Source organism: Vibrio hepatarius (assembly GCF_043642085.1).
Classification (GTDB): Bacteria; Pseudomonadota; Gammaproteobacteria; order Enterobacterales; family Vibrionaceae; genus Vibrio; species Vibrio hepatarius_C.
Window position 1 is genome coordinate 27,548 of sequence record NZ_JBHZSA010000009.1, and the last position, 12,435, is coordinate 39,982.

Here is a 12,435-nt window from a genome sequence, read left to right on the forward strand (position 1 = left end):
TTTTGCGTAAAACACCTCTTATTGGTTTATGGGTCGCGATCTTCATCGCGACCTTTGTTGTTTCAGCGCTGGCAGCATTGATGGTCAACGCTGATACCTTAAACATCAGCTTAGTTTGGAACGATCCTTACTATCGTCATGTGACTAAGTTTAGCTTCTACCAATCTTTTCTCTCGACACTACTGAGCGTCGGTTTTGCTCTACCTGTTGCTCATGCGCTTTCTCGCCGTCAATTTGTCGGTAAGACTTTATTACTTAAACTGTTTGCCACCACCTTAGTGCTACCTGTGTTGGTCGGGGTGTTTGGGTTATTGGCCATTTATGGCAACAGTGGCTTGCTCGCAACCTTGTTTAAATTTCTAGACAATAAGCTGCCGTTTTCAATCTATGGTTTGAACGGCATCTTACTTGCACATGTGTTCTTTAATCTTCCTTATGCAACGCGATTACTGCTCCAAGCGTTGGAGTCGATTCCGCAAGAGCAGCACAAGTTATGTGCACACCTAGGGATGGGGCATTGGGACAAATTTCGCTGGATTGAATGGCCTCGTTTACGTCAGCAACTCCCCCACGTGAGTGGTTTGGTGTTCATGCTGTGCTTTACCAGTTTTGCCACTGTGATGGCATTGGGCGGCGGTCCCAAGTCGACCACTATCGAACTGGCAATTTACCAAGCGATCAAGTTTGATTTTGATTTACAAGCAGGCGCCCTGCTAGCTATGTGGCAGATGGCGTTATGCGGTGTGATGGCGCTGAGTCTTCAAAGGCTTGCTAAGCCAGTTTCAGTAACAAGCGGCAGTCAATCGCATACTATTTTTCTGTCTAAAGATAGCTGGATGTCGAAGTGTTGGGACTGGGGGTGGATTATCGTTGCAGTGCTGCTAGTTGTGCCGCCATTGCTGATGGTGATACTGAGTGGCATCAACAAAGAAGTGATTAATGTTTTAACCGACGCACGCTTTTGGTCTGCTTTTTGGGCGTCAATAAAAGTTGCGACACTGGCGAGTATCTTAGCGCTATCGGCTGGGGTGGCGATTTTAATCACCAGCCGTCGACTGCGTCTAAGTGATAAAGTAAAACGTGCCGATCATATCGAATTAATTGGCACCATCATCTTAGTTACCCCTGGGCTGGTGATTTCAACTGGGCTGTTTTTGCTGCTGCGCTCGTTTACTGATGTGTTCAGTCTCGCATTCGTGGTAGTGGTGGCGGTCAATGCCTTGATGGGCCTGCCGTATGTGATTAAAACCTTGTCTCAACCCATGTTGCATGTCGAGCAGCAATACCAATATGTGTGTGCGAGTTTAGGTATGCGAGGTTGGCAACGATTTAAAGTGGTGGAATGGAAGGCACTAAGAAAGCCACTGGCGCATGCGTTTGCCATCAGTTTTATGTTTGCGATTGGGGATTTAAGCGCAGTCGCACTGTTTGGTAGCCAAGAATTTCGTACCTTGCCCTTGTACCTTTTCCAATTGTTAGGCAGCTATCAGATGGAAGCGGCAGCAGTGGTATCAGTGACATTATTACTATTAAGTGTTGGGTGTTTCACCTTGATTGAAACGCTATTCAAAGTAAATAAAAAGGTCAAACATGCTAACCCTGAGTAACGTTGATTATTATTACCACAATGAGCTGTTTCACTTTGATGTGGCGGTTGAGCAGGGCTCGATTGTCGCCTTGATGGGGCCGAGTGGAGCGGGGAAATCGACCTTACTAGCCTTGGTGGCTGGATTTATTGATCCAGCAAAAGGAACGATTAGCGTTGAAGATAAAGAGATTGTTGGCTTAGAGCCTCATCAACGACCTTTTGCTATGCTGTTCCAAGAGCACAATTTGTTTGCTCACCTCACTGTGCGGCAGAATATTGGTTTGGGGCTGCACCCAGGCCTTAAGTTGACCAATGTTCAACAACAGCAAGTGGAACTGGCTGCGGCTCAAGTGGGTGTCGATGATTACTTAGACCGATTACCTGAGCAGCTCTCTGGTGGTCAGCGTCAGCGAGTGGCATTGGCTCGTTGTTTTGTTCAGCCGCATGCGATTTGGCTATTGGACGAACCTTTTTCGGCGTTAGACCCTATTTTACGCGAAGAGATGTTGTCATTGGTGGCTAAGTTAGCCAAAGAGAGAAACATCACAGTGTTAATGGTGACCCACCATATTAGCGATGCGAGAGCTATAAGCTCAGACTTTATCTTCGTTGCTAATGGACAGGTCGAAGTGGCAGGAGAGATAGGTCAGCTATCATCTAGTCACCCTAATTCGATCTTGAGTGAATTTGTTAGAGCGGGCGAATGAACTAAGCAAGGGTGATGCCACAAGTCTAGTCATTCCCTAGACTGACGAAGGAAGGAGTAGGGAATCTCATAAAGCTCTCGACTTGCTGGAAGAGATCCTCTACAAATTAATTGAACATAAAAAGGGTTGACGTTTTCACGGCAACCCTTAATTTTTCTAGCTTCTAGCTTCTAGCTTCTAGCTTCTAGCTTCTAGCTTCTAGCTTCTAGCTTCTAGCTTCTAGCTTCTAGCTTACATCTCTTCTTCGTTGAGTGCTTTTAGCACTTGGAAGATCTCACGGAACGCTTTTGCTGGCTTGCCAGACGCCTTTTCTTTTGCCGCTTGACGTGCAAGTTGACGTAGGCGTTGGCGGTCAGCGCTTGGGAATAGTTCTACCGCATCACCAATCGCACCATCGCCTTCTTCTACGATACGATCACGAAGTTGTTCTAACTTGTGCAGTTCCGCAGTTGCTTGCGAGTGCTTGTTACGTACTTTATCTAATGCTGCTTGTAGAGGTTCAGTCTCTTCAAAGCGCATCAGCTTACCAATGTACTGAAGCTGACGGCGACGCGCTTCGTTTTTAAAGCGTTGTGCGTCTTTGATTGCTTCTGCTAGGTCTTCGCTCAAAGGGAACTTTTCTAGTACAGACGGCTTCAGGCTTGCGAGTTCTTCACCAAGCTTTTGTAGCTCTTCCATGTCGCGTTTCAATTCGGTCTTACTGACCCAAATGATCTCTTCTTCCTCTTCCCATGGCGCTTTTTGATTCTTACGTGCCATCTTTCTGCCTTAATTTGAACATCTATTTCTCTATTTTAACAAGAATCGTGGGGAGAAAGCGAAATTCTTGTTATTCTAATGGCAATTGATCTTAAGAAATAAGCAAATATGGACGTAAGACAGCAAGTAGCTCAACAACGTGTTGAGTTAGAAAGCGCAGTAGCAAAAGCGTTAGAGATGGCCGCAGCGAACTCGGATGCGGCAGAAGTTGCCATCAGCAAGTCAACTGGCTTAAGCGTTTCAACCCGTATGTGCGAGGTAGAAAACGTTGAATTTAACAGTGATGGCGCGTTAGGTATCACGGTATACCGCAATCAACGCAAAGGCAGCGCTTCAACATCAGACTTGAGTGAAAAAGCAATCCAACAAACGGTACTTGCTGCTCTCGATATTGCTCAGTATACCTCTGAAGATCCATACGCAGGTCCGGCACCGAAAGAACTGATGGTGCAAGATATCCCTGATTTAGATTTATTCCACCCAGATACGCCAGACCCTGACTATGCTGCGCAAGTAGCGATTGCGGCTGAACAACAAGCCCTATCGTACAGCGACAAAATTAAGCAAAGTGACGGCGCCAGCTACGATAGCCACTATGGCCTAAAAGTCTATGGTAACAGTCATGGTTTGCTGGCGAGCTATGCGTCAAGCCGTCATAGCACCAGCTGTTGCGTGATTGGCCAAGGCGTCAATGGCGAAATGGAGCGAGACTACAGCTATACGGTCGCTCGTCATAAAGATGACCTTTGGACACCTGAATTAGTTGGCCAGAAAGCGGCTGAAAAGACCGTGAGTCGTTTGGATGCGCAGAAGCTGAAAACGGGTAAATACCCAGTGATGTTTGCCGCTGATGTGGCGACAGGTTTGCTCGGTCATTTAGTGATGGCGATCAGTGGCGGTAACCTTTACCGTAAATCTTCATTCCTATTGGATCATCTTGGTCAGAAAGTACTGCCTGAATGGTTCAATGTATCAGAGCGTCCACACCTGTTACGTGGTTTAGCATCTAGCCCATTTGATAGCGAAGGTGTGTTTACTCAAGATCGTGAAATTATCACTGACGGCGTGTTAGCGACTTACCTTCTTACTAGCTATGCGGCACGCAAGATGGACATGACGCCAACGGGCCATGCGGGTGGTATCCATAACTGGTTTGTTAAGTCGACTGGTCAGGATTTTGACCAGATGTTGAAAGAGTTAGGCACAGGTCTATTGGTGACAGAAGTAATGGGCCAAGGCGTGAATATCGTTACTGGTGATTACTCTCGCGGCGCAGCAGGCTTCTGGGTTGAGAATGGCGAAATCCAATACCCAGTTTCTGAGATTACCATTGCTAGCAACCTAAAAGAGATGTTTAACCAGATTGTTGCAGTCGGTAATGATGTCGAGACCCGCTCTCAGATTCAAACGGGTTCGATTCTGCTTGAGTCGATGAAAGTTGCTGGTGAGTAAAGGGTAAATCCTGTGCGTTCGCGTATCTTTTGTCATTCCATAGACTGACGAAGGAAGGAGTAGGGAATCTCTTTCGGGAATGACAACAAAAGAAAAGGTTGATGTTTTCGCATCAACCTTTTTTGTTTTTTAGCTTTCAAATAATTCCGTATGTAGCTTCTGAATCGCTTGCTTTGAGACTGATTCATGGACTAAGAAACACAGGTTGTGTGGGCTTGCGCCATAGCAAATCATACGTAGGTTGAAGTCTTCTAAGGTGCCGAACACTTGCTTCGCATAACCTTTGCTTTCACTCATGTTGTTACCAATGAGAGCAACCAGACATAGGTTGTGCTCAACTTCTACCGTACATAGTTCTTCAAGTTCTAGGCGCGCAGCTTCAGGAAGCTGTGGAGCACCACCAGCCGTATCTGTTTGATCGAGTGTGAGTGAGACACTGATTTCTGACGTAGTGATCAAGTCTACCGAGATTTTATGCTTAGCTAAGATTTCGAACACTTTAGCTAAGAAGCCGTAAGCGTGAAACATTTGCGCGCTGCGGAGTGTCACCATGGTTTGGTTGCAGCGAAGAGCTAGTGCACGGAATAGCGGTGAGCTTTCGACTTGATGACGAATCCAAGTGCCGCCTTTCTCTGGCTGTTTTGAAGAGCCAACAAACACTGGGATATCATGGCGTAGTGCAGGCAGTAGCGTTGATGGGTGAAGAATTTTAGCGCCAAAGTTAGCCATCTCTGATGCTTCGCTAAAGCTGATTTCTGGAATAGGTGAAGCTTTAGCGGCAATGCGAGGGTCGGTAGTATAGATACCCGGAACATCAGTCCAAATTTCTAAGCCAGATGCTTCTACCGCTTCAGCAATTAATGCCGCGCTGTAGTCACTGCCACCACGACCTAATGTTGTGGTATTGCCTTGCTCATCCGAACCAATAAAGCCTTGGGTAATCACGACATTCTGTTGGCAAAGTGGAATTAAGTTTTGCTGAGCTAGCTTGCTGATATCGTCTAAAAGAGGCTCGGCTTTGCCAAAGTTGCTGTCAGTGCGCAGCACATCTCGGATGTCGAATCGAACGGCTTGGATACCACGCTCTTTCATCAATTGCGTCAGCAGGTGAGTCGACATTAGCTCACCACATGCGACAAGGTGATCGGTCAGTTTATGGCTCGCTTGAATAGAAGCCGCTTCAGCAAGGCCTGCCACTGTATCGAGAATTGCGGACACTTCACTCGCTGCTTGGGTTGCATCTTCTAGTTGGTTCAGAACCGCTTGATGGATCTCAGCCAGTTTAGCCAGCACTTCGCTACGACGAGTTTGATCTTGTACACCGTTAGCCAGTTCAACCAGTAAGTTGGTCACTCCAGAACAAGCACTACTGACAACGAGTTTGGTATTTGGGTTGCTTTCAATAATAGCGGCACAACGGCTCATTGCTTCAAAATTTGCAACACTTGTTCCACCAAATTTAGCTACATTAAAACTGCTCACAGCGTTTTCTCCCACGACTTCCTGAAAATATATAATTTGGTAGCTATACCAACATCCAATGTTTTACTTTGATGAAGAGAGTTGAGCGAAAGAGAGGTGTTTATTTGAATGGTATACCTCAGAAGCTCATCATCAGGCTGGGCTGATGACAGTCGTAGGGATTCAACCCTAACAACCGATAGACTCAAGCCACAACTTTTATCTACCTCGGCACTACTCCCCCTCAATATGCTGTATTGGATTTGCGGTTCCACAACATATCTACCTGGGCAGTGCTCCTCTTCTGCAAAATAATTTGCTATGCGGCATAAATATTCACCACATACTCAGCATTGAACGTTTTTCTGTGACTTATGTCAACGAGAATTTGTAACTTTATCGCGTTTATAAATTAACAAACTTGTGACACTGGTTTGACCTCAAGACTTTGGGCTAATTGCTGGTAGGGAAAATATGCATTAATGTGGTTAAGCAAAAATAAATAGAACGAAAAAGTTATTCAAAAGGAGCTGCCAATGACGATTCAAAGTTTTATTCCCCCACACCGAATTTTAATGGGGCCGGGGCCTTCCGATATCTCTCCTCAAGTGCTGCAGGCTTTGAGTCGTCCTACTGTCGGGCACTTGGACCCATTGTTTGTTGGCATGATGGATGAGCTTAAGTCGCTACTTAAATACGCTTTTCAAACCGAGAATGAATTTACCATTGCCGTGTCAGCGCCGGGGAGCGCGGGTATGGAAACCTGTTTTGTTAACCTGATTGAGCCGGGTGAAAAAGTTATTGTGTGTCGCAATGGCGTGTTTGGTGAGCGAATGCGTGAAAACGTCGTCCGTGCTGGCGGTGTTGCTGAGGTCGTTGATGACGAATGGGGCGCACCTGTATCGGTGGCCAAAGTTGAACAAGCACTGAAAGATAACCCTGATGCCAAAGTGCTCGCCTTCGTCCATGCTGAAACATCAACCGGCGCTTGCAGTGACGCCGAAGTACTTGGCAAATTAGCCAAGCAATATGGTGTGCTGACTATTGTCGATGCGGTAACGTCATTGGGTGGTGTGCCACTGAAAGTGGATGAATGGCAACTCGACGCAGTGTACTCTGGCAGTCAGAAGTGTTTGTCCTGTGTGCCGGGTCTCTCACCAGTTACGTTTTCCCCTGCCGCGATTGAGAAAATTCAGTCTCGCACTACACCAGTGCAGAGTTGGTTCCTCGACCAAAGTTTAGTTCTCGGTTATTGGAGCGGAGAAGGTAAGCGCAGCTACCACCATACTGCACCTGTGAATAGCCTCTATGCACTGCATGAATCGCTACTGATTCTAAAAAATGAAGGGCTTGAGAATGCCTGGCAACGTCATCGTGATATGCACGACAAACTCAAACAAGGTTTGGAAAAGTTAGGCTTTGAGTTTGTGGTTGAAGAGAACTCACGCTTACCGCAACTGAATGCGATTTACATTCCTCAAGGTGTTGATGACGCTAAAGTACGTAATCATCTGCTTAATACTTACAACCTTGAAATTGGTGCAGGGTTAGGCGCGCTGGCGGGTAAAGCTTGGCGCATTGGCTTAATGGGCTACGGTGCTCGCGCTGAAAACGTTGCGTTATGTTTACGTGCACTGGAAGAGTCACTTGCTCAATAGCGTTATGGAATTGAAATAATAAAGGCGACCAATGGTCGCCTTTATTTATTGTTGTTCTTGCTCGTTTTGAGCCTTTAACGCATCAACATTAGGTGGAATATAGGACACCTGCGAAAAGTCTCGTTCAGGGAAGAGAAACTGTGCTTCGCGTCTAATCTGTTCCGCTTTGACGGTTTCGCCAAGTCCTTGATAAGCCAAGATCAAATTGTTGTAAAAAGCTGGGCGAGGCTTATCTTTGATGATTTCCAAAGACCAATCGATATAAGGCTGAATAAATTTGGCCTTTTGTTGGTGCAAGCCGATATTGAGATAGGTGCTGAAGATATCCCAATCGAATCTATCCTGCCAAACAATCGGGTTGCTCACCTGTTCCAACAGCTCTGGGTTCTTCGGCTGTGAACGTTCAAACTGGGTTAAGACGTAATTAGTATGTAGCGTGGTGAGCATAAAGAAGCTCACAATGATTGGAATCACCAAGCTGAATACGCGTAACAGTGTTTGTGAGACAAAACTTAATGATATCTGTCGGTAAGAGGCTGCTCGTTGGTCGACCCAGTAAAGCAAGATAATAAAAGTAATCCAGTGGATAGCAGAGTGATAAAAAGGGTACTCGAGTTGGCTATGTAATACGATCGGCACAAACAGAGCAAACAAAGCTAGACGCGTTCCTCGCGTGGTCTGCGCGATGCGGACTAACACCAGAATTGCTGCAAGGAAGATCGCAAGTAAGGGGATCAGGCCGCCTTCCACACCCCAATAGAGCAGTTCATTGTGCGGGTGGTCCATCGCTGCAAGGCCAGGTTTATAAGCTTCATTGAGCTGATGTTGGCGCGCCGTGTAGACAATGTATTCCGGTTCGAAACGACCATAGCCATAACCAGTAAATGGCTTTTCAATTAGCATGTCGAGTGCTTGCGGGAAAGTATATTGTCTTGGACTCTCTAAGTTGGTCCGTTGTGAGGCAAGTGAAGCGTCCGCAGAGATCATATTGGTAGTTAGGCCAATGGTGATGCCAGCAATCACGGCCAGTGACCAACCAAAGAAACGTTTTTTGGTCGCAAACCTGTAGATGTAAGGCAGTAATAGTCCAACAGAGAGTATTCCAGCGAGCCAACCAGTGCGAGAGGCTAAAAAGATCAGCAGTGGAATCGTCGCCACTGGCATTAGATAAAGCAGAGCGACTTCACTTACCTTACGTTGATACTTGGTCGGATGGCGGGTGAGCAGATAACCAGACAGTGCTAGACCAGTCGCAAGGAAGCTGGCCATCACATTGGGCTGTTGGAAAATACCGTAAGGGCGATTGTTGACGGTATTGTAACCAAAGATATTGCCCGGCTCTAAAATAAAGAATTGTACCCAGCCGAGTAGCGCTTCAATGAATACTGCGATAGTGATAAACCACAGCAAACGTTGCTTTTGTTTATTACTAAAACGAAATTGTTGTAGTACGACGAAGAGTAGGTAGCCACTCCAAAGGCTGATGAGCTTACCAGTAGACAAAGAAGGGGCGGCATTGTGATAGAGAACAGGCAAAGTCAGCATCACACAGCTGATAAACAAGCCGACGGTAAGTTTGTTGTACCTTAATTTGCCCTGAGTACCGAATTGGTACAGACCGATGGCGATAGAGAAACTCAGTGCAAGCCAAGTGGTTGGGTTAAAGGCAAGAGCGAGGCCGGAACCGCCTGGGTTAGGCATAAAAAAGTGCATTGCGAGTAAGTAAACAATGCCTATAGAAACTAAGAATGGTTTAATCAAAGGCGGCTTTGCTGCTTTGAATTCTAGTTCCGTTCCTGCTACATGAGTAGTCGCCATAAATTACAACACCTTAAAAAAAACAGACCAGTGGATTGGCACTGGTCTGTTTATCTTACAATTATTTGCTATTTTAACATAGGCTTGAGGAACCTCGCGGTATGCGAGCCTTTGACTTGGGCCACATCTTCTGGTGTGCCGGTTGCAATGATTTCCCCTCCGCCTTGACCGCCTTCGGGTCCTAGATCGACGATCCAATCGGCAGTTTTGATCACATCTAGGTTGTGTTCGATCACGACAACGGTATTGCCGTGGTCACGCAGGCGATGCAATACGGTCATCAATTGTTGGATATCGTGGAAGTGCAGACCTGTAGTTGGCTCGTCGAGAATATACAAGGTTTTGCCAGTATCACGCTTAGACAATTCACGGGCCAGTTTAACACGCTGCGCTTCGCCACCAGATAAGGTGGTTGCCGCTTGGCCTAAGCGAATGTATGACAGGCCAACATCCATCAGAGTTTGCAGCTTACGCGCAATGACTGGTACGGGATCAAAGAACTCACGAGCATCTTCAACAGTCATCTCTAGCACTTCATCAATAGTTCTTCCCTTGTAACGCACCTCTAGTGTTTCGCGGTTGTAACGCTTGCCTTTACACACATCACAAGGGACGTAAACATCTGGCAGGAAGTGCATTTCAACTTTAATTACGCCATCACCCTGACATGCTTCACAGCGGCCACCGCGCACGTTAAAGCTAAAACGACCCGGTTTATAGCCACGAGAACGAGACTCTTGAGTGCCGGCAAACAGCTCACGAATTGGCGTGAAAATACCAGTATACGTCGCTGGGTTAGAACGTGGTGTACGACCAATCGGGCTTTGATCGATATCGATGACTTTATCGAAATGCTCTAGGCCTTTGATCTTTTTGTAAGGCGCAGGTGTTGCGGTGGTTGCCCCATTTAACTGAGTGTGAGCGATCTTGAAGAAAGTATCGTTAATTAGTGTCGATTTGCCTGAGCCAGAGACGCCGGTAATGCAGCTAAATAGGCCAACAGGGATCTCTAGTGTGACATCTTTTAAGTTATTGCCTGTTGCCCCAATAAGTTCGACAACCTTTTTCTTATCTTTAGGTGTTCGGGTCTCAGGGATGGCAATTTCTTTCTTACCGCTCAGGTACTGACCCGTTAGTGAGTTAGGATTAGCAATAATCTCATCCATGGTCCCTTCTGCAACTACATTACCACCATGGACCCCAGCACCTGGGCCGATATCAATCACATGGTCTGCAATACGAATAGCATCTTCATCGTGCTCAACCACAAGCACGGTATTACCCAAGTCGCGTAAATGGGTCAAAGTTTTCAGTAAGCGTTCATTATCACGTTGGTGCAGACCAATTGAAGGCTCATCAAGAACGTACATTACGCCAACCAGTCCAGCACCAATTTGGCTCGCTAGTCGAATGCGTTGCGCTTCACCACCAGAGAGGGTTTCTGCACTGCGGGATAAGTTGAGATAGTTAAGGCCGACATTCACTAGAAATTGCAGTCGGTCATTGATCTCTTTCATCACTTTTTCAGCAATCTGAGCACGCTGGCCTTCAAGTTTCAGTGTGGCAAAAAAACCTAGAGCATCGGCGATGCTCAGCTCAACGATTTGCGGAAGAGTGGTATCGCCGATAAAGACATTTCGCGCCTCTAAACGTAGACGGCTACCGTCGCAGCTTGAACAGGTCTTGGTTGAAATGTACTTGGCTAAATCTTCGCGAACAGCGTTAGATTCGGTATCACGGTAGCGACGTTCGAGTGTATTGAGAATACCTTCAAATGGGTGACGTTTAACGCGGATGTCACCACGGTCATTGATGTACTTAAACTCAACTTCTGTGCGACCTGAACCGGTAAGAATAATGTCACGAGTTTTTTTCGGCAGTGACTTAAAAGGAACCTTGAGGTCGAAGTCAAAATGCTCTGCTAGAGAGGAGAGCATCTGGAAGTAGTAGTAGTTCTTTTGATCCCAACCGCGAATTGCTCCTTCAGCCAAGCTTAATGAGTCGTCGACGATCACTCGCTCAGGATCAAAGTATTGTTGCACCCCTAAACCATCACAAGTGCCACAAGCCCCTGCTGGGTTATTGAATGAGAACAAACGTGGCTCTAACTCTTGCATGCTATAGCCACATAGTGGACAAGCAAAGTTGGCGGAGAATATGATTTCTTCGCCTTCACCGTCCATTGGTGCCACGACCGCAATACCACCGGATAGCTCAAGTGTGGTTTCAAAAGATTCAGCCAAGCGTTGTTGAAGATCACTACGAACTTTAAAGCGATCGACAACCACTTCAATGGTGTGCTTCTTATGCAGTTCTAGAGTCGGTGGATCAGAAAGATCGCAGGTTTCACCATCGATACGTGCGCGAATAAACCCTTGTGCTGCTAGGTTCTCGAGTGTTTTAACGTGCTCACCTTTACGCTCTTTGACGATAGGCGCGAGGAGCATCATCTTTGAGCCTTCTGGTAGCTCTAAAACCTTATCAACCATTTGAGAAATGGTTTGCGCGGCAAGTGGTGTGTGATGTTCAGGACAACGAGGCTCTCCGACACGAGCGTACAGTAAACGCAGGTAGTCATAGACTTCGGTAATAGTACCGACGGTCGAACGAGGGTTATGCGATGTTGATTTTTGCTCAATAGAGATGGCAGGAGACAAGCCTTCAATATGGTCAACATCAGGTTTTTCCATTAGCGATAAAAACTGACGCGCGTAGGCAGAAAGCGATTCAACATAGCGACGTTGGCCTTCTGCATAGAGAGTGTCGAAAGCCAGAGAAGATTTACCTGAGCCAGACAAACCTGTAATAACGATAAGCTTATCGCGAGGGATAGTTAAATTGATATTCTTCAGGTTATGGGTGCGGGCACCGCGGACTTCTATCTTATCCATTCTCGTCACTCTATGAAAAATCAAGTGGGCTAAGTATTACATAGAGTGACAAATGTGCAAAGAAAATACTGGATAAAAAAACAGTAAGGGCGACTGTGTTA

Annotated in this window: 8 protein-coding genes and 1 riboswitch; of the genes, 4 read left to right on the forward strand and 4 right to left on the reverse strand. The window is 46.4% G+C overall.

The window, feature by feature from the left end:
* Window positions 1-2 precede the first annotated feature (2 nt).
* Entirely contained in the window at window positions 3-1,607 is a 1,605-nt protein-coding gene (thiP, locus tag ACHUFZ_RS16360) for a thiamine/thiamine pyrophosphate ABC transporter permease ThiP (protein ID WP_394127973.1), read from the forward strand.
* Window positions 1,591-2,295 carry a thiamine ABC transporter ATP-binding protein gene (gene thiQ / locus ACHUFZ_RS16365; protein ID WP_394127974.1) on the forward strand — a complete coding sequence of 235 codons (705 nt, stop codon included), beginning with the start codon at window positions 1,591-1,593 and terminating at the stop codon, window positions 2,293-2,295. The genes thiP and thiQ overlap by 17 nt, the downstream gene beginning before the upstream one ends.
* Before the next feature lie 231 nt (window positions 2,296-2,526).
* Here thiQ and yjgA read toward each other — a convergent pair whose 3' ends face one another.
* Entirely contained in the window at window positions 2,527-3,054 is a 528-nt protein-coding gene (gene yjgA / locus ACHUFZ_RS16370; RefSeq protein ID WP_394127975.1) for a ribosome biogenesis factor YjgA, read from the reverse strand.
* 108 nt (window positions 3,055-3,162) lie between these two features.
* Between yjgA and pmbA the strand changes: the two genes are divergently transcribed.
* Window positions 3,163-4,506: a metalloprotease PmbA gene (gene pmbA, locus ACHUFZ_RS16375; RefSeq protein WP_394127976.1), complete on the forward strand. Its 1,344-nt coding sequence runs from the start codon at window positions 3,163-3,165 to the stop codon at window positions 4,504-4,506.
* A 129-nt stretch (window positions 4,507-4,635) separates the two neighbouring features.
* On the opposite strand, the gene lysC is transcribed toward pmbA, so the two are convergent.
* On the reverse strand, window positions 4,636-5,988 hold the full coding sequence (lysC, locus tag ACHUFZ_RS16380) for a lysine-sensitive aspartokinase 3 (RefSeq protein WP_394127977.1): 1,353 nt from the start codon (window positions 5,986-5,988) through the stop codon (window positions 4,636-4,638).
* A gap of 114 nt (window positions 5,989-6,102) precedes the next feature.
* Window positions 6,103-6,279: riboswitch (Lysine riboswitch) on the reverse strand.
* A gap of 224 nt (window positions 6,280-6,503) precedes the next feature.
* Here lysC and ACHUFZ_RS16385 point away from each other — a divergent pair.
* Window positions 6,504-7,625, forward strand: coding sequence for a pyridoxal-phosphate-dependent aminotransferase family protein (locus tag ACHUFZ_RS16385; RefSeq protein ID WP_394127978.1), 1,122 nt, complete (start codon window positions 6,504-6,506; stop codon window positions 7,623-7,625).
* 45 nt (window positions 7,626-7,670) lie between these two features.
* Here the strand turns inward: ACHUFZ_RS16385 and ACHUFZ_RS16390 are convergent, their stop codons facing one another.
* Window positions 7,671-9,443: a PglL family O-oligosaccharyltransferase gene (locus tag ACHUFZ_RS16390; protein ID WP_394127979.1), complete on the reverse strand. Its 1,773-nt coding sequence runs from the start codon at window positions 9,441-9,443 to the stop codon at window positions 7,671-7,673.
* Window positions 9,444-9,511: 68 nt separating this feature from the next.
* Window positions 9,512-12,334 carry an excinuclease ABC subunit UvrA gene (uvrA, locus tag ACHUFZ_RS16395; RefSeq protein ID WP_394127980.1) on the reverse strand — a complete coding sequence of 941 codons (2,823 nt, stop codon included), beginning with the start codon at window positions 12,332-12,334 and terminating at the stop codon, window positions 9,512-9,514.
* Window positions 12,335-12,435 lie beyond the last annotated feature (101 nt).